We start from the raw sequence: 23,722 nt of genomic DNA, 5'->3' as shown, positions 1-23,722 counted from the left end.
GTAAGAAGGGACGCCGAAGCGTCCCTTGCACATCGTTCTGGATCAAGCGGCTGACGTGGTCGTCCTGACCGGACCTTGTCTCATGTGACCCGTGTCAGGTGAGCGCAGGCTCCGCCTGGGGTACGTCGATGTCGATGCCCTCGAGCAACGAGTCTCCGCGGTGCGCGGCGGCAGCGGTCAGCGCGTCGTTCTCGGACTGGATCCGTGCGAGCTCGGATTCGAGGTCGTGGACGCGCTGCTGGAGCCGTCGCATCTCGGCGAGGAGTCGCGGGTCGGAACCGCCGACGTAACCGAGAAGCGCCTTTGCCATGATGGATGGTCCTCCACACTGAGTGACCGACCGAAGCGGTGGTGGGTCGTGAGGGATTCGCACCCGCGGTGCTCGGCAGCCTTGTTCTCGCTGCGGTTCTCACTGCCAAACAGCTAAGGTGCGCGGGGCTTCCAGCGTCTCACCAAAAAGTTTGACGGTCAACACGATCACGCCCCGTACCGGCGGGCAACCCGGGGCGCGCGGCCACGTTCTGCGCGGCGCCACCTCTCTCACAGGGCCCTGGGGGCGTAGAGATCATTCTTACTGGCGCAGCCTTGCACGACAAGCCCTTCTTGGCAACCACCAGCGGATTTCCATCGAACACCCGGCCGGAACACTGTCCGGCCCGAGCGTTTGTACATACGTCCGTCAGCGCATCTCGAAGTCCTCATACCCCCCGCGTGGAGTGGCCCAGATCTCAGTCACTCCGTCGACCCGCCCGGGTGTGTCGCCATTGCACAGCCATTCCAGCAAACGGTGGCAATTCTCACGCGGGCCTTCGGCCAGCACTTGCACCCGTCCGTCCTCGAGATTCGAGGCGAAACCGGTGATGCCGCCGATTGCCAGAACATTTGCCCTGGTGAACCAGCGGAAGCCCACTCCTTGTACTCGGCCGCGCACCCAGGCGATCAGCCGGACATCTTCGTTCATGCCTGCACGCTAGCCGGGCAATTACTCAAGGGACACTTCGTCCCCTCCTGTCATGGCGTACAGTCCCCACGCAATGGGCCTCACTCATTCGGGTGAGGCACGTTGGCGACAAAGATCAGGAAGGCACAGCAGATGGGACGCCACCGACGCTCCGCCACTCCGCGGAAGAAGCGGTCCGTGCCCGTACGCACCGGACTGCTCGGCGCCTCCGCGGCCGTGGCGGTGGGCGCCGTGGCCATGGCCTCCGGGTTCCTCCCCGGAGGCGGCAGCAGCTTCACCCTGAGCAGCGGCAGCCACAGCAGCGACTCCGGCGAGATACGCGCCGAAAGCGCACCGAACCTGCTGTCACAGGGCGGCTCCACCGGCGAGTCGGCCGACCATGGCACCAGCGCCACCACGGCCCCGTCGGCCGGCGGCAAGAAGCCCGGCACGAAGGCCGCCGCGCCGCCTTCACCTTCCGCCTCCCCCTCCGAGGCCAAGCCCTCCGCCACTCCGTCGAAGCGGCCCGAGCCCGCGGCGCCGCCGGCCGCCTCCAAGAAGCCGGCCCCGCCACGTACTGCCGCGCCCGCGCCGCAGGCGCCCAGGAAGACGGCCGACACCCCGCAGCCCCCCAGCGCGGAGGAGTCCGCAGCGGCCACCGTGGTCTCGCTGGTGAACCTCGAGCGGGCCAGGGTCGGCTGCACCCCGGTGAAGGCCGACCCCTCGCTGGCCGGCCTGGCCGAGTCGTTCAGTGACGACATGGCCGCGCGCGGATTCTTCGCCCACACCGACCCGGACGGCGACACCCCGTGGGACCGGGCCGAACAGGCCGGCGTGAGCGGCCTCGGCGGCGAGAACATAGCCCGCGGCCAGGGCGACGCCCGGGCGGTGATGGACGCCTGGATGACCAGCCCGAGCCATCGCGCGAACATACTCAACTGCCAGTACACGACGATGGGCGTCGGCGTGCACTTCGGGAGCGGCGGCCCCTGGTGGACGCAGGACTTCGGCTACTGAGCCGTACGCCTCGCCCACGGGAAGGCCCCCGGCACCGCGTCATCGGTGCCGGGGGCCTTTGTCATGCGCTCACGCGGCCGCGGCGGCCTTGCCCGCGGCGAAGACCCTGGCGGTCTCGGCGACCCGGCGGCCGAGGTGCTCGGCGGTGGCGATGTCCGCCTTGTGCACGGCCTCCGGGCCCTCGTCGTTGTTGGACTGGGCAGCCGCGCCCAGGAAGAAGCCGAGACGGTTGAGGTCGTTCTCGGAGGCGGTGGAGGCGTTCCAGCCCGGCATCAGGTTGAGTCCGACCCAGTTCATGCCGTGCTGGGCGGCAAGCAGCGTGAAGAACTGCAGGGTGTGCAGCTTGTCACCGCTCTTGGAGGAGGAGTTGGTGAAGCCGGCGGCCAGCTTGTCCTGCCAGGCCCGGGTGAACCAGCGCTTGGAAGACGCCTCGGCGAACTGGTGGAAGGCACCGGACGCCGTGCCCATGTAGGTCGGCGAGCCGAAGACGATCGCGTCGGACGCGTCGAGCAGCTCCCACTCGGCATCGGTGATCTCGTCGACCTTGATCAGGTGGACCGTGGCGCCGGCGTCCTCGGCGCCCGCCTTGACGGCTTCGGCGACGACGGTGGTGTGGCCGAAGCCGGAGTGGTAGGCGATGGAGACGACAGGCGTGGTCACGGTAAAGCTCCTTGTCAGCGCGATCTCTGTGGTACTGACAGAAGAGAAGCACTAACTTTTCGATAGCGCAAACTGGGGGTTAGCGCTGCGATCCAGTAACGTGGCGCCATGGACAGCACCGTGCGGGACCACGACCTCGCCTACGACGTGTTCTCCAGGAACTGCCCGTCCCGGGGCGCGCTGGAGCACGTCACCGGACGATGGGGCAGCCTGACGATCACCGCGCTGTACGACGGCACCTTCCGCTTCAACGAGCTGCGGCGGCGCGTCGACGGGGTGAGCGAGAAGATGCTGTCGCAGACGTTGCACGCGCTGGAACGCGACGGCCTGGTGCACCGCGAGGCACAGGCCGGCAATCCGCCCCGGGTCGACTACGAACTCACCCCGCTGGGGCGGGAGGTCGCCGAGCGGCTGCTTTCACTGATCCAGCTCCTCGAGGACCGGATGGACGAGGTCCTGCTGGCGCAGGGGCGTTACGACGAGAGCCGCGGCGGGCGCTGACAGCGCGGACAGAAGTAGCTGGACCGGTTCATCCACGGGCGGCGGCGTATCGCCGTGCCGCAGCGGCGGCACGGCTCGTCCTCGCGGCCGTACGCGTCCAGCGACCGGTCGAAGTAGCCCGACTCGCCGTTCACATTGACGTAGAGGCTGTCGAAACTGGTGCCTCCGGCGACCAGGGCCGCGTTCATCACCTCGCGCACATGGTCGAGCAGCTCGACGGAACGGGGGCGCGGCAGCGTGGACGTGGGGCGCTCGTAGTGCAGCTTGGCGCGCCAGAGCGCCTCGTCCGCGTAGATGTTGCCGACCCCGCTGACGAGGGACTGGTCCAGAAGGGCTCGCTTGATCGTCGTACGGCGCAGGCGCAGCGCCGCGTGGAACGCCGCTTCGTCGAAGGCGGGATCCAGCGGGTCGAGCGCGATGTGCGCGATGACGTCCGGGGCGCCCTCGGGGGTGTTCGGGTGCAGGGACAGCCCGCCGAAGGTGCGCTGATCGACGAAGCGGAGCTCGGTGCCGAGGGTGTCGTCGAATCGGATCCGGACGCGGAGATGCTTCTCGTCGGGTGCGTCCTCGGGCTGGACAAGGAGCTGGCCGCTCATGCCGAGGTGCCCCAGGACGGAGGCGGAGGTGTCCTCCAGCGGCAGCCACAGGTACTTGCCGCGCCGACGGGCGGCGCCGATGCGGTGCCCCTTGAGACCGGCGGCGAAATCTCCGGCGCCGGCGAGGTGCCGGCGCACGGCCCGCGGGTGGAGCACCTCGACCCCGGCGACGGTCCGCCCGCTCACCCAGCGCTCCAGTCCGCGCCGGACGACTTCGACCTCGGGCAGCTCGGGCACGTGGCTCCTCCGGAGGGGGTCGCGAATCGGGGTGGCCCCGCCAGCGTACTGCCCGGTTGCCGGCAGCAAGGAACCCCCTCCACGCCCGGGGTGGGTGGGCGTGGAGGGGGTCCGGAGTGGGCGTCAGGGCGCCGACGGTGCGTCGGCCGCGGCGGACGGGGCGTCCCCTTCGGTCGCCGCCGCCTTCGCGCGCTCGTCCGCCGCCGCGCGAATCGCGCGCCACGCGGACTCCGCGGCCTGCTGCTCCGCTTCCTTCTTGCTGCGGCCGGTGCCGGTGCCGTACGAGACACCACCGACGCGAGCGGCAGCAGTGAAGGTCTTCTCGTGGTCCGGGCCGGTCTCGGTGACCAGGTACTCGGGCACGCCGAGACCCTCGCTCGCGGTGAGTTCCTGGAGGCTGGTCTTCCAGTCCAGGCCCGCACCGAGGTTGGAGGACTTCTCGATCAAGGGGTCGAAGAGCCGGTGGACGAGCTCCGAGGCCGCCCCGAGACCCTTGTCGAGATAGACCGCGCCGATCACCGCTTCGAGGGTGTCGGCAAGGATGGATGCCTTGTCCCGGCCGCCCGTGCCTTCCTCACCCCGGCCGAGCCGGATGAAGGCACCAAGGTCGAGCCCACGGCCCACCTCCGCCAGCGCACGCGAATTGACCACCGCGGCCCGCAGTTTGGCCAGCTGGCCCTCGGGCAGGTCGGGGTGGGTGCGGTACAGCGTGTCCGTGACCACGAGACCGAGCACGGAGTCCCCGAGGAACTCGAGGCGCTCGTTGGTGGGCAGACCGCCGTTCTCGTACGCGTACGAGCGGTGTGTGAGCGCACGCACCAGAAGGGCGGACTCGACCTGGTAGCCGAGCCGCCCTTCCAGAAGCGTTTGGGACGAGGCCGTGTTTTCAGACATCGCGCCTCTCACCAGCCGCTCAGACCTCGAGGACCTGGCGCTTGTTGTAGGTGCCGCAGCTCGGGCACGCAATGTGCTGCAGCTTTGCCTCGTGGCAGCGCTCGCACGCCACCAGGGTGGGGACCGCAGCCTTCCACTGCGACCGGCGGTGGCGCGTGTTGCTGCGCGACATCTTCCGCTTCGGAACAGCCACGGCTACTTCTCCTGCTTCTCGTCGACGCCCGCTTCGGCGCCGCCCATGTTGTCCTTCTCGCCGCCCTGGATGGTTTCGGCGAGTCCCTGCAGTGCCGCCCAACGGATGTCGACGGCGTCGTGGTGGTGATCCGGGTCGTCCTCCAGCCTGAACCCGCAGTCGGGGCACAGACCGAGGCATTTCTCCCGGCACACCGGCTGCATCGGCAGTGCGAGCACCACCGAATCACGCAGCACGGGCTCGAGGTCGAACAGGCCGTCCTCGAGGAAGAGCATGTCCTCGCCCTCCTCGGCATCGTCGCCGGGCTCCGCCTTGGGGCGGCCCCGGTCGTCGGTGTCGGGGTACGTGAACATCTCCTGGAAGTCCGCGTCGAGCTCGAACTCGAGCGGCTCCAGACACCTTACGCACTCCCCCCGGGCCGTCGCACGGGCGGTGCCTGTGACGAGCACCCCTTCCATGACGGACTCGAGGCGGAGTTCGAGTTCCACGGGCGCGCCCTCGGGCACGCCGATGACGTCCTGGATACCGAAGTCCTTGGGCGCCGCCACCGAGCGGGAAAGCCGCTGGAGCGCACCGGGACGCCGACCCAGCTCGTGCGTGTCGAACACGAGGGGGTTGCGGTGGTCGAGGCGGGCGTTCAGGGCTCTTCCTGCTTTCGAGATCGTGGGGATCGGCCACCCTGTCGCGGAAACGTTCCAGGCAGCCGTGATCGCGGACGTAGTCACGACCGAACAGCCAGGATACCGGTCCCGCCCCCGTGAACCCAATCGGGCCCCAGGGCTGTGACCGGAAAGGTTTGCCGGGAAGCTCGCGGCTCCCCCGGCCACCTCCCTCAGCTACCTCCCCCAGCTACCTCTGGGGGTGCCCCCCGGGTGCCCCCAGGTGCGGTGCATCGCAAGGCGGAGCATCGCAGCTCGTACTAGGCCGTACTCGCGCGATGCGACAACGCTGGGGGCACCTCCCGTGCCCGAAGGGCTACGGGGGAGAGGTGCCGTGCCGGACGTCGCGAGCCGGTGAACCTTTCCGGTCACCGCACTAGCGACCCTGCTCGTATTCGCGCAGCTGATCGAGGTTGATCATGCTGGTGTCGAAGAAGCTGGTCTCGTCGAGCTGCGGCCGAGCCGGCTGTGGCACCTGCTCGGACGCCTGCTGCTGGGCGTACCACTGCTGCTGTTGCTGGTCGTACGTGTACGCGTACGGGTCCTGCTGAGCGTACTGCTGCTGGTAGGCGTACGGGTCGTACTGCTGCTGCGCCGGGACCTGCGATGGGGGTCCCCCCTGCTCGAGCGAAGCCGAGAGCTTGGGGGAGGGTGCGGGCTCGGCGAGCTCCGCCAGGCCGGCCAGGTACTCCGCGTCGCTGATGGGCTGCTGGTGTCCCTCGGCGTCCCGGGCCGCGATGTGCTCGCCCAGCTCGTCGGTGGCGATCCGGCCGTGCAGCTTCTGCCGGCCTCGGCCGACGGCCTCCAGGGTCTGGGACAGCACGGCCTCGAAGGCGCCCAGCTTCTCGTCCACGTACCCGTCCGCGCGCTGGATCAGGGTGTGCGGGTCCGCGCTGTACTCCGGGGCGTCCTCGTCGGTGTAGCCGTGCTCGTCGACGCCGGGTCCACGGCCGAGGAGCTTCTCGCGGCCGCGGCCCACCGAACCGATGGTCTTGGTGAGGACGACCTCGAAGTTGGCGAGCTTGCTGTCGACGTAGTCGTCGGCCTCGGCGCGGACCTCCTCGGCCTCCCGGCGGGCCTCGGCGAGGATGCGGTCGGCCTCCTCCTGGGACTGCCGGGCCACCTCGGTGTCGGAGATCAGTGAGCCGCGCTGGGCGTGCGCCGCCTCGATGATGCGCTCGGCCTCCTGACGGGCCTGCTCGACCACATGCTCCCGGCCGCCGATCAGCTCCTGGGCCTGAGCGAGGGAGTCGGGCAGTGCCTGACGCATCTCTTCGAGCAGGGAGAGCAGTTCGGCGCGGTTGATCACGCACGACGCCGACATGGGCATGGACCGGGCGCTGCCGACCATCTCGACGATGTCGTCGAGCTTCTTGTGTACGTCCACGGGGACGACTGTACGGGCAGTCGGCTCCGGCACGACACCGGGTGACGACCCGTCAGCGGATCACTGCTTGCGAAGGCGTTCGGTGAGCGCCCGCAGGACGGCCGGCGGCACCAGATGGGAAACGTCCCCGCCCCAGGCCGCGACCTCCTTGACGAGGGAGGAGGAGAGGAAGCTGTAGGTGGGGTTCGTGGGGACGAACAGGGTCTCCACGCCGGTGAGTCCGTTGTTCATCTGGGCCATCTGCAGCTCGTAGTCGAAGTCGCTGACCGCGCGCAGCCCCTTCACGATGGCGGGGATGTCGCGCTGCTTGCAGAAGTCGACGAGCAGGCCGTGGAAGGACTCGACCTGGACATTGCCGTAGTCGGCGGTGACCTCGCGGATCAGCTCGATCCGCTCCTCGACGGTGAACAGGCCCTTCTTGGACTGATTGATCATCACCGCGACATGTACGACGTCGTACAGCTTGGATGCGCGGGCGATGATGTCGAGATGTCCATTGGTGATGGGGTCGAACGACCCCGGACAGACGGCTCGGCGCAACTTGAGTCCCTCGCTCTCCGGTCCGGTCATGACGCGTCTTCGCTTGTGGCGGCGCGACCGTACCAAAGCGTGCCCTCGCCGTAGCGACGGGCCCGCAGAGCTTCGAAGCCCTCCGGCCACCGGAATTCACCGCCCCTGGTGCTGCGCTCCACGGTGACGATCGCGTCGTCCGCGAGCCAGCCCTGACGGCGGAGTGTGAGCAGAATCTCGCCAAGATCGTCATCGGTGACGGCGTACGGAGGGTCGAGGAACACCACGTCGTACGGCTCCGCGGGAGCCTGGCCCGTGACGATCTGCTCCGCCCGGCCGGTGCGCACCTCGGCTCCGGGCAGAGCCAGGGAGCGTACGTTCTCCCGTACCGTGCGGGCGGCGCGGCTGTCCGCCTCCACCAGCAGGGCGTGCGTGGCGCCACGCGAGAGCGCCTCGAGACCGACGGCTCCGGAACCGGCGTACAGGTCGGCGATCCTGACCCCCTCCAGCGAGCCGAGCAGCGCCTCCCAGGTGGAGAAGAGGCCCTCGCGCGCCCGGTCGGAGGTGGGGCGGGTGCCATTGCCGGGCGGTACGGCCAGGCGGCGTCCGCCGGCCCGGCCGGCGATCACGCGGGTCATCCGATGTCCTTCGATCAGGGGTGTCGATCCGGAACTCCCACGTTAGCCCTTGTCGAGATACTGCTCGCGCTCCTTGTCGACCAGGGCGTTCAGCGCGGTCCGCAGCCCGGGCAGCCGCTCCAGCTCCGGATCGCCCGCCACGACCGTCACGGCCTCCTCACGCGCGGCCGCGATCACCTCCTCGTCGTCGATGACCGCGAGCATCCGCAGGGACGACTTCACGCCCGACTGGGCCTGGCCGAGCACATCGCCCTCACGGCGCTGCTCCAGGTCGATGCGGGACAGCTCGAAGCCGTCGAGGGTGCCCGCTACGGCGTTCAGCCGGGCGCGGGCGGGGGACGCCTCCGGCATCTCCGTCACCAGCAGACACAGACCCGGCGCGGAGCCGCGGCCCACCCGGCCGCGCAGTTGGTGAAGCTGCGAGACACCGAACCGGTCCGCGTCCATGATCACCATGGCGGTGGCGTTGGGGACGTTGACGCCGACCTCGATGACCGTCGTCGCGACGAGCACGTCCACCTCGCCCGCGGCGAAGCGGCGCATCACGTCGTCCTTGTCGTCCGGCTGCATCCTGCCGTGCAGGATCTCGACCCGCAGGCCCTTCAGGGGACCCTTGGTGAGCTGCGCGGCGATGTCGAGGACCGCGAGCGGCGGCCGCTTCTCGGCTTCGTCCTCCGCGGACTTCTTCCTGGGCTCGTCCTCGTCGTCCCCGATCCGGGGACAGACCACATACGCCTGATGGCCGCCCTCGACCTCCTCGCGCACCCGTTCCCAGGCGCGGGCCAGGAAGTGCGGCTTGTCCTTGGCCGGTACGACATGGCTGGCGATGGGCGAGCGGCCGGCCGGGAGCTGGTCCAGCACCGACGTCTCCAGATCGCCGAAGACCGTCATCGCGACCGTACGGGGAATGGGCGTGGCCGTCATGACCAGCAGGTGCGGAGGCTGCTTGCCCTTCCCGCGCAGGGCGTCGCGCTGCTCGACGCCGAAGCGGTGCTGCTCGTCGACCACGACCAGGCCGAGGTCGTGGAACTGCACCTTGTCCTCGATCAGTGCGTGGGTGCCGATGACGATGCCGGCCTCGCCGGTGACCAGGTCGAGGAGCGCCTGCCGGCGGGCGGCCGTGCCCATGGAACCGGTGAGCAGAACGACCTTGGTCGCCTGCTCCGCACCGCCCAGCATTCCGCCCTCGGCGAGGTCGCCCATCATCTCGGTGACCGACCGGTGGTGCTGCTGGGCCAGCACCTCGGTGGGCGCGAGCATCGCCGCCTGGCCGCCGGCGTCGACGACGCCGAGCATCGCGCGCAGCGCGACCATGGTCTTTCCGCTACCGACCTCCCCCTGGAGGAGGCGGTGCATGGGGTGTTCGGTGGCCAGGTCGGCGAAGATCTCCTTCGAGACCTTCTGCTGGCCCTCGGTGAGGGTGAAGGGAAGCTTCGCGTCAAAGGCGTCCAGCAGCCCGCCGGGGACGGGCCGGCGCGCCACGGCGGGCAGCTGGGTGTCGGCGTACCGGCGGCGGGCCAGCGCCACCTGGAGCACGAACGCCTCGTCCCACTTCAGGCGTTCCCGGGCGATGGCGATGTCCGCCTTGTTCGCCGGGCGGTGGATCTTGACCAGTGCCTCGGGGAGGGCGGCGAAGCCGCGGCCCTCGCGCAGGGCGGGCGGCAGCGGGTCCACCGCGTCCTGGGCACGGGGCAGGACCGCGTCGACCGCCTTGGCGATCTTCCAGGACTCCAGCTGCTTGCAGGCCGGGTAGATCGGGATGAGCGCCCCCGCCCAGGCGTCGACGGCATCGGCTCCGCCGTCGCCGCGCAGCAGCTCGTACGCCGGGTGAGCCAGCTGGAGCTTGCGGTGGAAGGCGGACACCTTGCCCGCGAACATCGCACGTGTTCCCGGCAGGAGCTCGTTCTGGGGCGCGTGGATGCCCCTGCCGAAGAACACCAGCTGCAGTCGGCCGCTGCCGTCGGTGATGGTGACCTCGAGCCGCTGGCCCTTGCCCCTGGCTCCGTTGAACGTGTGCACACGCGCGTCCTCGACCTGGGCGACGACGGTGACATGCTCGTCCAGCGGCAGGTCGGAGAGCCGGGTGAGCTCGCCGCGCTCGGCGTACCTGCGGGGGTAGTGGTGCAGCAGATCGCCGACCGTGTGCAGGTCGAGATGCTCGGCCATCACCTTCGCGGTGGTACCGCCGAGGACGTTCTTGAGTGGTTCGTCGAGCCCAGGCACGTCATCCATTGCACACCACGGCACTGACAGCCGTCGCACACGCCACCCGTAACCGCTGGTCGGACCCGGCATCGCGGCCCTGGGATCACGCCCTGAAGATCCCGTCTCGCCCGAGACCCGTGGGCCGGACGGTGGGGCCCGGTGACGGGCCCCCTATTCCACGCCGATCAGCAGACGCGCGGACTGGTCACCGCCCTGGTAGACGACGGTGTCCACCGCCAGGTGGCCGTCACGGACGTGGGCTTCGAGACGGTCCGCCAGGCCCGGCGGGGCGTCGGCGGCGAGCACCAGGGTGACCAGTTCGCCGCCGGCGGCGAGCATACGGTCCAGGACGGTTTCGGCGACATCGGTCACGTCCTCGCCGATCACCGCGACGTCGCCCTCGATGAGGCCCAGGACGTCGTCCGCCTGACAGATGCCGGCCATGGTCCAGGACTCCCGCTCGGCGACGGCCACCTCGCCGTACCGCGTGGCGCCGGCCGCCGCGGTCATGGCGACGACGTCCTCGTCGAAGCGGCGGTCCGCTTCGTGGACGGCGAGGGCGGCGATGCCCTGGACCGCGGCGCGGGTCGGGATGAGCGCGACCCTGACGCCCGCGGTGCGGGCCTGTTCCGCGGCGGCGGCCGCGGTGTGCCGCAGGTCGGCGTCGTTCGGCAGCAGCACGACCTCGCGGGCATGGGCGCGCCGGATGGCCTCGACGAGTTCGCCGCTGGCGGGCGGCTCCCCGGGTCGCGCGAGCACCGTGGTCGCGCCCGCCTCGGCGCACAGACCGGCGAGCCCTTCGCCCGGGACCACCGCGACGACCGCGCGCTGGACCTGTTCGCGGGCAGGGGGCTGCGCGGCGTCGAAGTGGGTGATCCGGATCCGGTACGGGCGGCCCGCCTCGACGCCCGCCTCCACCGCCGCGCCCGCGTCGTCGACATGCACATGGACGTTCCACAGCCCGTCCCCGCCGACCACGACGAGCGAGTCGCCGAGGCCGTCGAGCCGGGCGCGCAGCCGGTCGACGGCCGTGTCGTCCGCCTCCAGCAGGTAGATCACCTCGTAGGCGGGGCCATCGGCGTGGGCCGCTTCCGGATGGCAGACGTCCACGGCCGGGTGCGGTGGTGCGCTCTTGGCAACCGCCGCCGGGGCGTCTCCGGTGACCGCCTCCATCAGCGCGCCGAGCACGGTGACCAGCCCGCGCCCGCCGGCGTCCACGACACCCGCGCGGCCGAGCACTTCCAGCTGGCCGGGGGTGGCGTCGAGTGCGGTGCGGGCCGCCGCGTACGCCCCGCGCACCACGGCCGCGCAGTCGCCGTCGGCCGCGTGAGCCGCGTCCGCCGCCGCCGACGCCACCGTGAGGACGGTGCCCTCCACGGGATGGGCCACCGCCCGGCGCGCGGACTCGGCCGCCCGGCGCAACGCATGGGCCGGTCCGCCGCCGACCACCATGACCTCCGCCATGCCGCGCAGCAGCTGGGCCAGGATCGTCCCGGAGTTGCCGCGGGCACCGATGAGGGCGCCGTGGGCCATGGCCTGTACGACGTCGGAGAGTGGAGGGATGCCGTCCGCGACGGCGTCATGGGCGGCGAAGACCGCCTCGACCGCCTGGGCGGCCGATTCCACGGTCAGATACAGATTGGTGCCGGTGTCCCCGTCCGCGACCGGATAGACGTTGATCGCGTCGATCTCCTCGCGGTCCCTGCCCAGGGCGGTCAGGGCCAGCGAGCACCAGGTGCGTACCGCGACGGCGTCGAGGGTCTGCGGCACCTGTCCTCCTTGAACCCATGAGCGGTTGTCGCACCGCAGGTTAGACCTCGCTGCGGGGCGGGCGGGAGACGGGCTCCGGGGCGGCGGCCGCGAGGGACATGGTAATTTCCTTCTGCGGGAGCGGCCGTTGTATGCTGCTCCGGTTGCCCGATGAAAATCGGGCGTTTCCCCGGCAACGCCACCATCAGTCAATGATTCCGGCAACGCCGGTTTTCACTGTAAGTGCATCTGAAGTCTTTGGAGTGACCCGTGGCTGCCAACTGCGACGTCTGCGGCAAGGGGCCGGGCTTCGGCAACAACATTTCGCACTCGCACCGCCGTACGTCTCGTCGCTGGAACCCGAACATCCAGCGCGTGCGTGCCGTGGTCGGTCGGACGCCGAAGCGGCTCAACGTCTGCACCTCGTGCATCAAGGCCGGCAAGGTCTCGCGCTAATACGGTAGGCCCCGCGCCCGCGGGGAAGACCGCGCCGACGCTTCTGTCGTAGCGCAGCCCCTGCGGTTGCCTTGGAAGCCGGTCCACCTCGGTGGACCGGCTTTTCGCCTTTCTCAGGGGGCGTGTCTCAGAGGCATGTCCCAGAGGCGTGTCCCAGAGGCGTGTCCCAGAGGCGTGTCTCAGGGGCGGAAACGCCTGCCGTGGTCGACCGGGCCGATGCCGGAGCCGAGCGGGAAGCCCGCCGTGATCGCGCCGGTGACGTACTTCTTGGCCGTGGCCACGGCTGTCGGCACGTCGTGCCCCTTGGCCAGCCCCGACGCGATCGCCGAAGCCAGCGTGCAGCCGGTGCCATGGGTGTGCCGGTTGGCGAGCCGGGGGGCGCGCAGCCAGCGCTCCTCGGTGCCGTCCGTCAGCAGGTCGACGGCCGCGTCACCGGGCAGATGGCCGCCCTTGACGAGCACCCACCGCGGCCCGTACTCCAGCACCGCGGCGGCCCCCCGCCGCATTCCGTCCTCGTCCTCCGCCACGACACCCGTCAACTGGGCGACCTCGTCCAGGTTCGGAGTGGCCACGGTGGCGCACGGCAGCAGTCGCGTCCGTACGGAATCCAGCGCGGACTCGGCCAGCAGCGCGTCCCCGTGCTTGGAGACACCCACCGGATCCACCACGACCGGCGCGTCGGTGCCGGCGAGCAGTCCGGCGACCGTCCGGACCAGTTCCGCCGACGCCAGCATGCCCGTCTTGACCGCCTGGACGCCGATGTCGTCGACGACGGCCCGGTACTGGGCGCGTACCGCCTCCGCGGGGAGTTCCCAGGCGCCCTGGACGCCCAGGGAGTTCTGCGCGGTCACGGCGGTGATGACGCTCATGCCGTGCACTCCGAGCGCCAGCATGGTCTTCAGGTCGGCCTGGATGCCGGCGCCGCCGCCGGAGTCGGATCCGGCGACGGTCAGCACACGGGGCGGGGCGGAGGTCACGCGTCGTCCATGTGGCCGCCGAAGTGGTCCCAGCCGCCCTTGCTGGTCCACGGCGCCCCGTCGACGGTCACCTGCGGCAGCGCGGACGCGTTGAGCACGCTGCCGATCACCTTCCAGCGGGCCGGGAGCTTCACGTCCGGCGGGAAGGTCGCCACGATCGCGTGGTCCTCTCCCCCGGTCAGTACCCACTGCAGCGGGTCGACGCCGACGGCCTGGCCGATGTCGTTCATCTGGCTGGGGATGTCGATGGCGCCCGAGCGGATGTCGATACGCACCTTGCTCGCCTCGGCGATGTGCCCGAGGTCGGCGATGAGTCCGTCGCTGACGTCGCACATGGAGGTGGCGCCGAGCCCGGCCGCCGCGGGGCCCGCGTGGTACGGCGGTTCGGGGCGCCGGTGCGCCTCGACGAACGCGCGGGGCGAGCGGAAGCCGCGGGACAGCACGGCGTAGCCGGCGGCGGACCAGCCCAGCCAGCCGGTGTAGGCGACGACGTCGCCCACCTGGGCGCCGGCCCGGGTCACGGGCTCGTGGTTGCACAGATCGCCGAGTGCGGTGATGGCGATGGTGATGGTGTCGCCGCGTACGACATCGCCGCCGACCACGGCGGCACCGGCGACCTGGCTTTCGTCGCGCAGGCCGTCCATCAGCTCGGTCGGCCAGGTCGCGGGGAGTTCGGCGGGCACGACCAGACCGAGCAGCAGCGCGGTGGGCACGGCGCCCATGGCCGCGATGTCGGCGAGGTTCTGCGCGGCGGCCTTGCGACCCACGTCGTACGCCGTGGACCAGTCGCGGCGGAAGTGCCGCCCCTCCAGCAGGACGTCCGTGCTCGCCACGACCCGGCGGTCGGGCGCGGCCACCACCGCCGCGTCGTCCCCTGGCCCGAGCCGTACCGCCGGGGTGGAGGTGAGCCGGGAGGTGAGCTCTCTGATGAGCCCGAACTCGCCCAACTCGCCCACAGTGCCCTTCATCGCCGTTCCCCTTCTTCCGCGGTGTGCCCCGGTAGCTCCGGGTAGCGAGCGGTCACCGCTGTAGGTACCGTCAACACATACGTCAACTTCTGTTCTCCGTACGCCGCGCCGTGTGCGCCACCGGCCGCACGGGGTATCCCCGCCCTAGGTGGCGAAAGGGTCTCCCCTCGGCGCACGGCGACGCGGTACCGTGGCGTCCCTTCTCCCCACATGATCCTCGTGGCCGCCCTGGAGGTTCCGTGGTACAGGCGTACATCCTCATCCAGACCGAGGTGGGCAAGGCGTCGCTCGTCGCCGAGACCATCGGGAAGATCCCGGGGGTGATCCAGGCCGAGGACGTGACGGGTCCGTACGACGTGATCGTGCGCGCGCAGGCCGACACGGTAGACGACCTGGGCCGCATGGTGGTCGCCAAGGTCCAGCAAGTGGACGGCATCACCCGCACCTTGACCTGCCCGGTGGTGCATCTGTAGCCCCCGTCTACGCTGGGCCGGTGACTATCCTCCGCCACCGGCCGAACATCTTGCCCGCTCTCGTGCCCGCCGCGGCCCTCCTGCTGACCGCCACGGGCTGCTCCGCCACGAATACGACGGCCCGGTTGACGGTTCCCGAGCCGCCCGGTGAGACCGCCGCGCTGTGCCGTTCCCTGGACGGGAAACTGCCGGACACGGTGGGCGGGCTCGACCGGAATGATCCCAGACCGGAGTCGGTGCTGACTGCCGGGTGGGGCGATGATCCTGCGATCGTACTGCGATGCGGGATCCCCCGGCCGGAGCGGCTGAGCGAACTGACGGACGGCGGGAACGTGAACGGCGTCGACTGGGCGGTGGAGCGGCTTGCAGACGGTGGCTGGCGCGCCACCACGACGCTGCGCAAGGCGTACGTGGAGGTCGTGGCCGATCGGGAGCACGGGGCGGATCTCGGGCCGCTGACGGACCTGGCCGAGCCCGTGAAGAAGGCGATCCCGGAGGGCATCGCGTCCTACTAGTGCCGCGACCGGCAACGATTGCCCGGCAAGGAGCGGCGTCCGGTGCGTGCGATCGCACGGCGGCCGAAGACCCTCGTAGCAGAGGCGACGCCCGCCCCGCTGGACGCATCGGGCCCAAGCCCCCGGCCCCCACCGGGCCACAGCCGCCCTCCGTGCGGACGGTTCGGGTGCGGGCCCGGTGGACCGGTTTGTGCCCACCCTCCCCCGAGCTCTCGGCTTCTCCCCCGAGCTCTCGGCTTCGCTCGAGCGGGGGGACCCCCATCGCCCCACGGAACGACTGCCCACAAACCAGCGGCCCCGCCACCGGCCGGGCCCACAAACCGGGTGGGCCCACAACCAGGCGGGCCCACCGGCCCGCGGGTTTTGGAGGGTGCCGCGCAGGGGTGCTGGCCGGGCCGTAAAACGCGATGTGTGCCGCGCGAAGGCCACGCCAACTCTTCCAACTACGTCAGCGCGGCGTAAATCATGCCCGGCCCGGACAGCGCCCCCGGAGCGGCACGCGGCGACAACCACAACCACCCCAATCCCGTCCGGCGATTGAGGACGGACATCCGGGCTCACCCCGCGGGGAACGGCGCACAAGGGCCGGGGGACGCCACCTCACGGGGGACGGCACTTTCAAGCCTCTCCGGCGATTGAGGAGCGGGGTCCAGGGGCGGAGCCCCTGGGGCAACCCCTAGCGCAGCCCCGTCGAACGGCGCAGTGCCGCCTGGATCAGGCGGTCCACCAGCTCCGGGTAGCTCACACCGCTCTCCTGCCACATCCGCGGGTACATGGAGATCGGCGTGAAGCCCGGCATGGTGTTGATCTCGTTGATCACGAACTCGCCGTCCTCGGTGAGGAAGAAGTCCGCGCGGACCAGGCCCTCGCAGGACGCGGCCTCGAAGGCCTTCACCGCGAGGTGCTGGACCTCCGCCGTCTGCTCCCCGCTGAGCGGAGCGGGCACGATCCCGGACGCCGAGTCGATGTACTTCGCCTCGAAGTCGTAGAAGTCGTGGTCGCTGACCGGCGGGATCTCGGCGGGCGCGCTGGCGCGCGGACCGTCCTCCAACTCCAGCACCCCGCACTCGATCTCACGTCCGCGCAGCAGCGACTCGACCAGGATCTTGGGGTCGTGGCGGCGGGCTTCCTCGATCGCCTCGTCGAGTCCGGAGAGATCGTCGACCTTGGAGATACCCATGGAGGAACCGGCCCGGGCGGGCTTGATGAACAGCGGCCAGCCGTGCTCGCCCGCGAAATCCACGATCCGCTTGCGGACGGCGGACGGGTCATGCTCCCACTCACGGGGGCGGACCACCTCGTACGGGCCGATGGGCAGGCCGTAGGAGATGAAGACCCGCTTCATGTACTCCTTGTCCATGCCGATCGCCGAGGCGAGCACACCGGAGCCCACGTACGGGACGCCGGCCAGCTCCAGCAGCCCCTGGAGGGTGCCGTCCTCGCCGTACGGGCCGTGCAGCACGGGGAAGACGACGTCGACATCGCCGAGCGCCTTGGGCACCGCGCCGGGCTCGCTGTAGGCGACCTCGCGGCTGCCCGGGTCGACGGACAGTACGACCGTGCCCTCCGCGGACTCGGCCAGCTGCTCGACGTCCGGGACCTTGCGGTCGGTGATGGCCATCCGGTCCGGCTCGTCGGCGGTGAGCGCCCAGCGGCCGTCCCGCGTGATGCCGATCGGCAGTACGTCGTACTTCGTACGGTCGATGGCGCGCAGGACGGCGCCGGCGGTGACCACGGAGATGCCGTGCTCGGAGCTGCGGCCGCCGAACACAACGGCCACACGCGGCTTGCGGAGCTGCTGCTCCGGGCTCTGGGGGAGGTTCTCGCTGCTCATAACGCGAAGAGACTACCTCGCGCCCTCAGTGACGCTCCGGCTTGGCGCTGCGGGACATCAGCTCCTTGACCGCGACGAGCGGCGGCTTGCCCTCGTGGACGATCGAGACGACGGTCTCGGTGATGGGCATGTCGACATCGTGCCGCCGGGCCAGATCCAGCACGGACAGACAGGACTTGACGCCTTCCGCGGTCTGTTTGGTGGCCGCGATGGTCTCCTCGAGCGTCATGCCGCGCCCGAGGTTGGTGCCGAAGGTGTGGTTGCGCGACAACGGCGAGGAGCAGGTGGCGATGAGGTCGCCCATACCCGCCAGACCCGCGAAGGTGTGCGCGTCCGCGCCCATCGCGAGGCCGAGCCGAGTCGTCTCCGCCAGACCCCGGGTCATCAGCGAGGCCTTGGTGTTGTCGCCGAGGCCCATGCCGTCCGCGATGCCGACGGCGAGACCGATGACGTTCTTCACCGCGCCGCCGAGTTCGCAGCCGACCACGTCGGTGTTGGTGTACGGGCGGAAGTACGGGGTGTGGCAGGCGGCCTGGAGCCGCTGGGCCACCGACTCGTCGGCGCAGGCGACCACGGCGGCCGCGGGCATACGGCCGGCGATCTCCTTGGCGAGGTTGGGTCCGGTCACCACGGCGACCCTCTCCGCGGGTGCCTTGGCGACCTCCTCGATGACCTCGCTCATCCGCTTGGTGGTGCCGAGTTCGACGCCCTTCATGAGCGAGACGAGCACGGTGTCCTCGGGCAGCAGGGGCGCCCAGGCCGTGAGATTGCCCCGCAGGGTCTGCGAGGGGACGGCGAGCACGGTGAATTCGGCGTCCCGGGCGGCCTCCGCCGGGTCGGTGGTGGCCCGTACCGCGACGGGCAGCTCGATGCCCGGCAGGTAGTCGGGATTGGTGCGGGTGGTGTTGATGGCTTCGGCGAGCTCGGGGCGGCGGCCCCACAGGGTCACCTCGCAGCCCGCGTCGGCGAGCACCATGCCGAACGCGGTGCCCCAGGAGCCGGTCCCGAAGACGGCTACGCGAGTCACTTGGCGCCCTCCCCCGCGGCCTTGCGGCGCTGCTCCAGGCGGGCCTTGCGCGGGTCCCACGGCTCGGCCGGGGCCGGTTCACCCCGGAGCTCCTCCAGGAGGCCCGTGATGGCGGCCATGATGGTCTCGGTGGCCTCCTTCAGGACCTCGGGGGTCGGCTCCTTGTCGTAGAAGAGGGACAGGTCCACCGGCGGTCCCGCGAGCACCTGGAGGGTCTTGCGGGGGAAGAACCGGAACTTCTTCTCCTTGGCGTACGGCGGCATCGCGAGGTTGGCACCCCACTGCGCGACGGGGATCACCGGGCATCGTGTGGTCAGCGCCACACGGGCGGCACCCGTCTTGGCCGACATCGGCCACATGTCCGGGTCGCGGGTGAGGGTGCCCTCCGGATAGAAGGCAACGCACTCGCCCCGCTCGATGGCGGCGACGGCGGCGCGGAAGGCGTCCATCGCGTCGGTGGTCTCGCGGTAGACGGGGATCTGACCGGTGCCGCGCATGACCTTGCCCACGAAACCGTCGTTGAAGAGGGCGACCTTGGCCAGGAACCGCGGCATGCGTCCGGTGTTGTACTGGTAGTGCGCGTAGGACAGCGGGTCCAGATACGAGTTGTGATTCACCGCGGTGATGAATCCGCCCTCGACCGGAATGTGTTCCATTCCCCGCCAGTCCCGCTTGAACAGAACCACCAGCGGCGGTTTTGCGATGACCGCCGCAAGGCGGTACCAGAAGCCGATTTTGCGGCGGGACACTCGGACACCTTTCTTCCGGACATTGGCTCTGCGGGGTCAAGTGTCGCCCCGGGCCCCTGGTCTGTCGAGAACACCGTACGCCCCGGCCCCTGCGGCGCCGCCCCGGGCAGGCGACAATGGGTGCGAACCACACCGGCGGGACGCATGGACGGAGGGGGCTCGCCACGGACACCGACGGAACGACCGGCAGAGCCGACGCCTGGTCCCTGATCGTGCCGCTGAAACCCTTGGCAGTGGCCAAGAGCAGACTCGCTTCCTTCGCGGGAGACGCGTTGCGCCCGCAGTTGGCCCTCGCCTTCGCACAGGACACCGTGGCCGCCGCACTGGCCTGTCCCGCGGTCCGCGATGTGGCAGTCGTCACGGACGACGGACGGGCGGCCGCGGCACTGGCCTCCCTGGGTGCGCGGATCGTGCCGGAGGGGTCCGGCGGGGGTCTCAACGCCGCCTTGGCGCACGGGGCGCGCCGGATCAGGCTGCGGCGGCCGCAGGCGCCGGTCGCGGCACTGAACGCGGATCTTCCGGCACTGCGGCCGGAGGAATTGAACCGGGTGCTCGCGACGGCTTCGCTATTTCGTCGCGCATTTCTCCGGGATGCCACGGGAATCGGCACGACATTACTGACCGCCTCTCCCGGCGAGGAATTGCGCCCGGCTTTCGGCGGTCCCTCCAGGGACCGGCATTTGACATCGGGAGCTGCGGAAATACTGCTCGAAGACGTCGATTCGGTGCGCCAGGACGTGGACACCGGGGACGATCTGCGGGCCGCGTTCGCCCTGGGCCTGGGACCGCACACCACCGAGCGGTGCGCGGCCGTCCAGCGCTGTGGCCGGAAAGGTTTGCCGGGAAGCTCGCGGCTCCCCCAGCGTTAGCCGGGGGAGCGTCGCGACCGGGCAAACGTTGCCGGGAGGGGCACTAGGCTTCCGGACATGCAGGCCACCGCGTACACGTACGACCCCGAGACCCGGAGCGGCAGTGTGCTGCTCGACGACGGCACCCCGGTGCCCTTCGACGCCACGGCGTTCGACGCCGGCGGGCTCCGGCTGCTCAGGCCGGGCCAGCGGGTGCGGATCGAAGTCACCGGCGAGGGGGACGCGCGGCGCATCACGCTGGTGACGCTGCAGACGTTCTGAGACGTCCGAACCGGACGGAGAAACACCGCGGGCCGGGCTCCCCCACAGGGAGTCCGGCCCGGCGCGTGAGTGGCCCATGGGCCAGGTGCCTCTTACTTCACCTCTTACTTCACCGCTTACTTCACCACGTGCCCGGCTTACTTCGCCCTGCTGGTGGCCTTCTTGGCGGTGGTCTTGCGGGCCGTGACCTTCTTGGCCGGCGCCTTCTTCGCGACGGCCTTCTTGGCCGGCGCCTTCTTCGCGGCCGCGGCGGTGGCCTTCTTCGCCGCGGTGGCGGTGGTCTTCTTCACAGCGGCCTTCTTCGCGGCAGCCGTCACCTTCTTCGCGGGGGCTGCCTTCTTCGCAGCGGCCCTCTTCGCGGGAGCGGCCTTCTTCGCGGCGGCCTTCTTCGCGGCGGCCTTCTTCGCCGCCAACTGGAGGCTGCCCTTGGGGGCCTTCTTGACGGAGACCTCGCCCATCTTGGGGAGCTTCTTCGTGCCGCTCACCAGGTCCTTGAAACCCTGGCCGGCACGGAAGCGCGGCACCGAGGTCTTCTTGACCCGCACGCGCTCGCCAGTCTGCGGGTTGCGTGCGTACCGGGCCGGGCGGTCGACCTTCTCGAACGAGCCGAAACCGGTGACCGAAACGCGGTCGCCCGCGACGGTTGCACGAACGATCGCGTCGAGTACCGCGTCGACAGCATCCGCGGCCTGCTGGCGGCCGCCGAGCTTGTCGGCAATCGCTTCTACGAGCTGCGCCTTGTTCACGTCTTCCCCTTCGGAGACATTGCCGGAACGAAAGTGTTCAAGCTTTTTCGCACGTTAGGCAGATATATACCGCAAATCAAACACGAAACGGGCTAATCACCCTAGTGCCGCAGTCGGCTTCCCGGGGTCTCAGTCACCTTCAGGGAATCGGCCCTCGTCGAGGTCCTTCATCAACAGGTCCAGACGCCTTGCGGCGTCGGCAAGATCGTGTTTTGCCGCAGCCGTTATGACCAGCAGCTTCCTGGACAGCGTCATCCGTACGCCCTCCGGGACTTGCAGTGCACGCACCCTTGCGTGTGCTTCCTTCAGTCGGTCCGCCACCACCTCATAGAGCGCGAGTTGGTTGTCGGGTTCCATGCGCCGATTGTGCCATCTGGGGCGAGTTGTCGCCTCCGGCGGGGGCAACTGACGGCCTGCGGCGGTCTCTCCGGCATCTGACGGACATCGTTCAGCGCAAGATCATTTTTAGCCATCTCTGATACGCACCAGGATAGTTCGCCGCCGCCCCGACGCGAAAAGGGCCGCGCCCCCGGCCTCGGAAGGCAGGGGGCGCGGCGGTGAAAAAGGGTGTGCCGAACAGGTGTCAGGCCTGGAGGGTGCTCGGCTTGAAGGACGGCCGACGGGACTCGTACGCGGAGATGTCGGCCTCGTTCTGGAGCGTGATGCTGATGTCGTCCAGACCGTTCAGCAGCCGCCAGCGGGCGTTCTCGTCCAGTTCGAAGTCGGCGGTGATGCCTTCCGCCCGCACCTGGCGGTCCTGGAGGTCCACCGTGATCTCGGCGGCCGGGTCGGTCTCGGTCAGCTCCCAGAGGGCGTCCACGACCTTCTGCTCCAGCACCACCGTGAGCAGGCCGTTCTTCAGCGAGTTGCCGCGGAAGATGTCCGCGAAGCGGGACGAGATCACGGTCTTGAAGCCGTAGTTCTGCAACGCCCACACCGCGTGCTCACGGGAGGAACCGGTGCCGAAGTCGGGACCCGCCACCAGCACCGTCGCGCCCTGCCGCTCCGGACGGTTGAGAACGAACGCGGGGTCCTTGCGCCAGGCCTCGAACAGACCGTCCTCGAAACCGTCGCGGGTGACCTTCTTCAGCCAGTGCGCCGGGATGATCTGGTCGGTGTCGACATTGCTGCGGCGCAGCGGAACAGCGCGGCCGGTGTGCGTGGTGAAAGCTTCCATGGTTCTCAGGCCTCCGCGGAGATCAGGTCGGCGGGCGAAGCCAGGCGGCCGGTGACCGCGGTGGCGGCGGCGACCTGCGGCGAGACCAGGTGGGTACGGCCGCCCTTGCCCTGCCTGCCCTCGAAGTTGCGGTTGGAGGTGGACGCGGAGCGCTCACCGGGAGCCAGCTGGTCCGGGTTCATGCCCAGGCACATCGAGCAGCCCGCGTGCCGCCATTCGGCGCCGGCCTCCTTGAACACCTTGTCCAGGCCCTCCTCGACAGCCTGCAGACCGACCCGTACCGAGCCGGGGACGACCAGCATCCGTACGCCTTCGGCGACTTTGCGGCCGTCCAGCACGGCGGCGGCCGCACGCAGGTCCTCGATCCGGCCGTTGGTGCAGGAGCCTACGAAGACGGTGTCGACCTTGATGTCGCGCAGCGGCCGGCCAGCGGTCAACCCCATGTACTCCAGGGCCTTTTCGGCGGCCAGGCGCTCCGAAGCGTCCTCGTACGAGGCCGGGTCGGGGACATCGGCCGACAGTGGCGCGCCCTGGCCCGGGTTGGTCCCCCAGGTGACGAACGGGGACAGCGAGGCACCGTCGATGACGACCTCGGCGTCGAAGACCGCGTCGTCGTCCGAGCGCAGCGTCTTCCAGTACTCGACCGCGGCGTCCCAGTCCTCGCCCCGGGGGGCGTGCGCACGGCCCTCGAGGTAGTCGAAGGTGACCTGGTCCGGGGCGATCATGCCGGCCCGGGCGCCCGCTTCGATGGACATGTTGCAGATGGTCATCCGGGCCTCCATCGAGAGCTTCTCGATGGCGGAGCCGCGGTACTCCAGGACATAACCCTGGCCGCCGCCGGTGCCGATCCTGGCGATGATCGCCAGGATCAGGTCCTTGGCGGTGACGCCCTCGGGCAGCTCGCCCTCGACCGTGATGGCCATGGTCTTCGGGCGGGTCATCGGCAGCGTCTGGGTGGCCAGCACATGCTCGACCTGGCTGGTGCCGATACCGAAGGCCAGCGCGCCGAACGCGCCGTGGGTGGAGGTATGACTGTCACCACAGACCACCGTGGTGCCCGGCTGGGTCAGTCCCAGCTGCGGTCCCACTACGTGGACAACACCCTGCTCGACATCGCCCAGCGGGTGCAGCCGGACGCCGAACTCGGCGCAGTTCTTCCGCAGCGTCTCCAGCTGGGCCCGGGACACCGGGTCCGCGATCGGCTTGTCGATGTCGATCGTGGGGGTGTTGTGGTCCTCGGTGGCGATGGTCAGGTCGAGGCGCCGCACCTGCCGACCGTTCTGCCGGAGACCGTCGAAGGCCTGGGGGCTGGTCACCTCGTGCAGCAGGTGCAGATCGATGAAGAGGAGGTCGGGCTCGCCTTCGGCGCGCCGGACGACATGGTCGTCCCAGACCTTCTCCGCGAGTGTCCTACCCATCGCTTTCCCTTCGGCCGACGTCATTCACCGGCCCAACTAGAGACCCGTTTCGCGGGCCGCTGTGCG

General features: G+C 70.0%; 28 protein-coding genes. 7 read left to right on the top strand and 21 right to left on the bottom strand.

Annotation, left to right across the window (positions count from 1 at the left end; genetic code table 11):
• Positions 1 to 94: 94 nt before the first annotated feature.
• Positions 95 to 310: a hypothetical protein gene (locus tag ABD858_RS23510; protein WP_345040880.1), complete on the bottom strand. Its 216-nt coding sequence runs from the start codon at positions 308 to 310 to the stop codon at positions 95 to 97.
• Positions 311 to 679: 369 nt separating this feature from the next.
• Positions 680 to 961 (bottom strand): acylphosphatase, encoded by a 282-nt coding sequence (locus ABD858_RS23505; protein ID WP_345040878.1) that lies wholly within the window; start codon positions 959 to 961, stop codon positions 680 to 682.
• A 132-nt stretch (positions 962 to 1,093) separates the two neighbouring features.
• On the opposite strand from ABD858_RS23505, the gene ABD858_RS23500 reads away from it, so the two are divergent.
• Complete coding sequence (locus ABD858_RS23500; RefSeq protein WP_425586238.1) at positions 1,094 to 1,957, top strand: CAP domain-containing protein; 864 nt, start codon at positions 1,094 to 1,096, stop codon at positions 1,955 to 1,957.
• Between the two features lie 69 nt (positions 1,958 to 2,026).
• Here the strand turns inward: ABD858_RS23500 and ABD858_RS23495 are convergent, their stop codons facing one another.
• Positions 2,027 to 2,617, bottom strand: coding sequence for a flavodoxin family protein (locus ABD858_RS23495; protein WP_345040874.1), 591 nt, complete (start codon positions 2,615 to 2,617; stop codon positions 2,027 to 2,029).
• A gap of 108 nt (positions 2,618 to 2,725) precedes the next feature.
• On the opposite strand from ABD858_RS23495, the gene ABD858_RS23490 reads away from it, so the two are divergent.
• Complete coding sequence (locus ABD858_RS23490; protein ID WP_345040872.1) at positions 2,726 to 3,118, top strand: winged helix-turn-helix transcriptional regulator; 393 nt, start codon at positions 2,726 to 2,728, stop codon at positions 3,116 to 3,118.
• Here ABD858_RS23490 and mutM read toward each other — a convergent pair.
• The 9 genes from mutM to ABD858_RS23445 form a co-directional block, all read right to left on the bottom strand.
• A complete protein-coding gene (gene mutM, locus ABD858_RS23485; RefSeq protein ID WP_345040870.1) occupies positions 3,091 to 3,951 on the bottom strand; it encodes a bifunctional DNA-formamidopyrimidine glycosylase/DNA-(apurinic or apyrimidinic site) lyase in 861 nt (286 codons plus the stop codon). The two genes, ABD858_RS23490 and mutM, sit on opposite strands and share 28 nt — an antisense overlap.
• Positions 3,952 to 4,074: 123 nt before the next feature.
• Positions 4,075 to 4,845, bottom strand: a complete 771-nt coding sequence (gene rnc / locus ABD858_RS23480; RefSeq protein WP_345040868.1) for a ribonuclease III — start codon at positions 4,843 to 4,845, stop codon at positions 4,075 to 4,077.
• A 19-nt stretch (positions 4,846 to 4,864) separates the two neighbouring features.
• Positions 4,865 to 5,038, bottom strand: a complete 174-nt coding sequence (gene rpmF / locus ABD858_RS23475; RefSeq protein WP_345040866.1) for a 50S ribosomal protein L32 — start codon at positions 5,036 to 5,038, stop codon at positions 4,865 to 4,867.
• 2 nt (positions 5,039 to 5,040) lie between these two features.
• On the bottom strand, positions 5,041 to 5,700 hold the full coding sequence (locus ABD858_RS23470) for a YceD family protein (protein ID WP_425586343.1): 660 nt from the start codon (positions 5,698 to 5,700) through the stop codon (positions 5,041 to 5,043).
• 373 nt (positions 5,701 to 6,073) lie between these two features.
• Positions 6,074 to 7,084 carry a DivIVA domain-containing protein gene (locus ABD858_RS23465; RefSeq protein ID WP_345040863.1) on the bottom strand — a complete coding sequence of 337 codons (1,011 nt, stop codon included), beginning with the start codon at positions 7,082 to 7,084 and terminating at the stop codon, positions 6,074 to 6,076.
• 60 nt (positions 7,085 to 7,144) lie between these two features.
• Positions 7,145 to 7,624 carry a pantetheine-phosphate adenylyltransferase gene (gene coaD, locus ABD858_RS23460; protein WP_345044799.1) on the bottom strand — a complete coding sequence of 160 codons (480 nt, stop codon included), beginning with the start codon at positions 7,622 to 7,624 and terminating at the stop codon, positions 7,145 to 7,147.
• A 26-nt stretch (positions 7,625 to 7,650) separates the two neighbouring features.
• Complete coding sequence (gene rsmD, locus ABD858_RS23455) at positions 7,651 to 8,247, bottom strand: 16S rRNA (guanine(966)-N(2))-methyltransferase RsmD (protein WP_345044797.1); 597 nt, start codon at positions 8,245 to 8,247, stop codon at positions 7,651 to 7,653.
• A gap of 27 nt (positions 8,248 to 8,274) precedes the next feature.
• Positions 8,275 to 10,464, bottom strand: a complete 2,190-nt coding sequence (gene recG / locus ABD858_RS23450) for an ATP-dependent DNA helicase RecG (RefSeq protein ID WP_345040861.1) — start codon at positions 10,462 to 10,464, stop codon at positions 8,275 to 8,277.
• A 144-nt stretch (positions 10,465 to 10,608) separates the two neighbouring features.
• Positions 10,609 to 12,207, bottom strand: a complete 1,599-nt coding sequence (locus ABD858_RS23445) for a DAK2 domain-containing protein (protein ID WP_345040859.1) — start codon at positions 12,205 to 12,207, stop codon at positions 10,609 to 10,611.
• A 249-nt stretch (positions 12,208 to 12,456) separates the two neighbouring features.
• Between ABD858_RS23445 and rpmB the strand changes: the two genes are divergently transcribed.
• On the top strand, positions 12,457 to 12,642 hold the full coding sequence (rpmB, locus tag ABD858_RS23440; protein WP_003957616.1) for a 50S ribosomal protein L28: 186 nt from the start codon (positions 12,457 to 12,459) through the stop codon (positions 12,640 to 12,642).
• Between the two features lie 179 nt (positions 12,643 to 12,821).
• On the opposite strand, the gene thiD is transcribed toward rpmB, so the two are convergent.
• On the bottom strand, positions 12,822 to 13,619 hold the full coding sequence (thiD, locus tag ABD858_RS23435) for a bifunctional hydroxymethylpyrimidine kinase/phosphomethylpyrimidine kinase (protein ID WP_345040856.1): 798 nt from the start codon (positions 13,617 to 13,619) through the stop codon (positions 12,822 to 12,824).
• Positions 13,616 to 14,587, bottom strand: coding sequence for a thiamine-phosphate kinase (locus tag ABD858_RS23430; RefSeq protein ID WP_345040854.1), 972 nt, complete (start codon positions 14,585 to 14,587; stop codon positions 13,616 to 13,618). Before ABD858_RS23430 ends, thiD begins: the two co-directional genes overlap by 4 nt.
• A gap of 239 nt (positions 14,588 to 14,826) precedes the next feature.
• On the opposite strand from ABD858_RS23430, the gene ABD858_RS23425 reads away from it, so the two are divergent.
• Entirely contained in the window at positions 14,827 to 15,060 is a 234-nt protein-coding gene (locus tag ABD858_RS23425; protein WP_345040852.1) for an Lrp/AsnC family transcriptional regulator, read from the top strand.
• Between the two features lie 20 nt (positions 15,061 to 15,080).
• On the top strand, positions 15,081 to 15,575 hold the full coding sequence (locus tag ABD858_RS23420; RefSeq protein WP_345040849.1) for a DUF3515 domain-containing protein: 495 nt from the start codon (positions 15,081 to 15,083) through the stop codon (positions 15,573 to 15,575).
• Positions 15,576 to 16,251: 676 nt separating this feature from the next.
• Here the strand turns inward: ABD858_RS23420 and ABD858_RS23415 are convergent.
• The 3 genes from ABD858_RS23415 to ABD858_RS23405 are packed head-to-tail and all read right to left on the bottom strand — an operon-like array spanning position 16,252 to position 19,185.
• Positions 16,252 to 17,409, bottom strand: coding sequence for a D-alanine--D-alanine ligase family protein (locus tag ABD858_RS23415; protein WP_345040847.1), 1,158 nt, complete (start codon positions 17,407 to 17,409; stop codon positions 16,252 to 16,254).
• A 25-nt stretch (positions 17,410 to 17,434) separates the two neighbouring features.
• On the bottom strand, positions 17,435 to 18,436 hold the full coding sequence (locus ABD858_RS23410) for an NAD(P)H-dependent glycerol-3-phosphate dehydrogenase (protein WP_345040844.1): 1,002 nt from the start codon (positions 18,434 to 18,436) through the stop codon (positions 17,435 to 17,437).
• Entirely contained in the window at positions 18,433 to 19,185 is a 753-nt protein-coding gene (locus tag ABD858_RS23405) for a lysophospholipid acyltransferase family protein (protein WP_345040842.1), read from the bottom strand. The genes ABD858_RS23410 and ABD858_RS23405 overlap by 4 nt, the downstream gene beginning before the upstream one ends.
• A gap of 116 nt (positions 19,186 to 19,301) precedes the next feature.
• Here ABD858_RS23405 and cofC point away from each other — a divergent pair, with 116 nt between their 5' ends.
• Both cofC and ABD858_RS23395 read left to right on the top strand, forming a co-directional pair.
• On the top strand, positions 19,302 to 20,054 hold the full coding sequence (gene cofC / locus ABD858_RS23400) for a 2-phospho-L-lactate guanylyltransferase (RefSeq protein WP_345040840.1): 753 nt from the start codon (positions 19,302 to 19,304) through the stop codon (positions 20,052 to 20,054).
• Positions 20,055 to 20,111: 57 nt separating this feature from the next.
• On the top strand, positions 20,112 to 20,315 hold the full coding sequence (locus tag ABD858_RS23395; RefSeq protein ID WP_345040837.1) for a hypothetical protein: 204 nt from the start codon (positions 20,112 to 20,114) through the stop codon (positions 20,313 to 20,315).
• 137 nt (positions 20,316 to 20,452) lie between these two features.
• Here the strand turns inward: ABD858_RS23395 and ABD858_RS23390 are convergent, their stop codons facing one another.
• From ABD858_RS23390 to leuC, 4 genes are all read right to left on the bottom strand, one after another.
• Entirely contained in the window at positions 20,453 to 21,061 is a 609-nt protein-coding gene (locus ABD858_RS23390; RefSeq protein ID WP_345040835.1) for an HU family DNA-binding protein, read from the bottom strand.
• Positions 21,062 to 21,190: 129 nt separating this feature from the next.
• Positions 21,191 to 21,418 (bottom strand): SCO5555 family protein, encoded by a 228-nt coding sequence (locus ABD858_RS23385; protein WP_345040832.1) that lies wholly within the window; start codon positions 21,416 to 21,418, stop codon positions 21,191 to 21,193.
• Between the two features lie 226 nt (positions 21,419 to 21,644).
• On the bottom strand, positions 21,645 to 22,238 hold the full coding sequence (leuD, locus tag ABD858_RS23380; protein ID WP_345040830.1) for a 3-isopropylmalate dehydratase small subunit: 594 nt from the start codon (positions 22,236 to 22,238) through the stop codon (positions 21,645 to 21,647).
• A gap of 5 nt (positions 22,239 to 22,243) precedes the next feature.
• Complete coding sequence (leuC, locus tag ABD858_RS23375) at positions 22,244 to 23,656, bottom strand: 3-isopropylmalate dehydratase large subunit (RefSeq protein ID WP_345040827.1); 1,413 nt, start codon at positions 23,654 to 23,656, stop codon at positions 22,244 to 22,246.
• Positions 23,657 to 23,722 lie beyond the last annotated feature (66 nt).

The organism is Streptomyces sannanensis, from assembly GCF_039536205.1.
GTDB lineage: Bacteria > Actinomycetota > Actinomycetes > Streptomycetales > Streptomycetaceae > Streptomyces > Streptomyces sannanensis.
Note: the sequence above shows the minus strand (reverse complement) of the source record. Positions and strands in the feature narration are given on the sequence as shown.

What these genes read in the sequence shown, in the direction of transcription:
- ABD858_RS23490 (WP_345040872.1), top strand. Translation starts at nt 2,726, where the DNA reads ATGGACAGCACCGTGCGGGACCACGACCTCGCCTACGACGTGTTCTCC.
- leuD (WP_345040830.1), bottom strand. Translation starts at nt 22,238, where the DNA reads ATGGAAGCTTTCACCACGCACACCGGCCGCGCTGTTCCGCTGCGCCGC.
- ABD858_RS23415 (WP_345040847.1), bottom strand. Translation starts at nt 17,409, where the DNA reads ATGAGCAGCGAGAACCTCCCCCAGAGCCCGGAGCAGCAGCTCCGCAAG.
- ABD858_RS23395 (WP_345040837.1), top strand. Translation starts at nt 20,112, where the DNA reads ATGCAGGCCACCGCGTACACGTACGACCCCGAGACCCGGAGCGGCAGT.
- ABD858_RS23500 (WP_425586238.1), top strand. Translation starts at nt 1,094, where the DNA reads ATGGGACGCCACCGACGCTCCGCCACTCCGCGGAAGAAGCGGTCCGTG.
- ABD858_RS23510 (WP_345040880.1), bottom strand. Translation starts at nt 310, where the DNA reads ATGGCAAAGGCGCTTCTCGGTTACGTCGGCGGTTCCGACCCGCGACTC.
- recG (WP_345040861.1), bottom strand. Translation starts at nt 10,464, where the DNA reads ATGGATGACGTGCCTGGGCTCGACGAACCACTCAAGAACGTCCTCGGC.
- cofC (WP_345040840.1), top strand. Translation starts at nt 19,302, where the DNA reads ATGGGTGCGAACCACACCGGCGGGACGCATGGACGGAGGGGGCTCGCC.
- rnc (WP_345040868.1), bottom strand. Translation starts at nt 4,845, where the DNA reads ATGTCTGAAAACACGGCCTCGTCCCAAACGCTTCTGGAAGGGCGGCTC.
- leuC (WP_345040827.1), bottom strand. Translation starts at nt 23,656, where the DNA reads ATGGGTAGGACACTCGCGGAGAAGGTCTGGGACGACCATGTCGTCCGG.
- ABD858_RS23385 (WP_345040832.1), bottom strand. Translation starts at nt 21,418, where the DNA reads ATGGAACCCGACAACCAACTCGCGCTCTATGAGGTGGTGGCGGACCGA.
- ABD858_RS23430 (WP_345040854.1), bottom strand. Translation starts at nt 14,587, where the DNA reads ATGAAGGGCACTGTGGGCGAGTTGGGCGAGTTCGGGCTCATCAGAGAG.
- ABD858_RS23505 (WP_345040878.1), bottom strand. Translation starts at nt 961, where the DNA reads ATGAACGAAGATGTCCGGCTGATCGCCTGGGTGCGCGGCCGAGTACAA.